Here is a 264-nt window from a genome sequence, read left to right on the forward strand (position 1 = left end):
ACATAACTATGAATGAATCACCAAAACAAATTATGGAGGGGGTTCCATACTAAATCTTCACTCTCTTACCTCTTTTTGACCAACTAACTTCCATATCAGATGGTAATTTCCATGCGTCATAAGCTGATTTGAGGTCTTCACTTAAACCAGATACCCAATGGAGTTTTTCCTCTACACTAAATCGATGTAGCTTAATGGGGAAATTAGGGATTTCTAGAACAGAATCATGTATTTTTTCAATGGCATTCACATGTGCAGAGGCTG

1 protein-coding gene is annotated in these 264 nt (G+C 37.1%); it reads right to left on the minus strand.

Going from position 1 to position 264, the window contains the following annotated elements:
• Positions 1 to 49: 49 nt before the first annotated feature.
• Positions 50 to 264, minus strand: a 215-nt coding sequence (locus AOA60_RS33550; RefSeq protein ID WP_218240902.1) for a hypothetical protein, incomplete at its 5' end; no start/stop codon positions are given.

It is taken from the genome of Pseudomonas sp. 2822-17 (assembly GCF_002742485.1).
Taxonomy (GTDB): domain Bacteria; phylum Pseudomonadota; class Gammaproteobacteria; order Pseudomonadales; family Pseudomonadaceae; genus Aquipseudomonas; species Aquipseudomonas cyclaminis.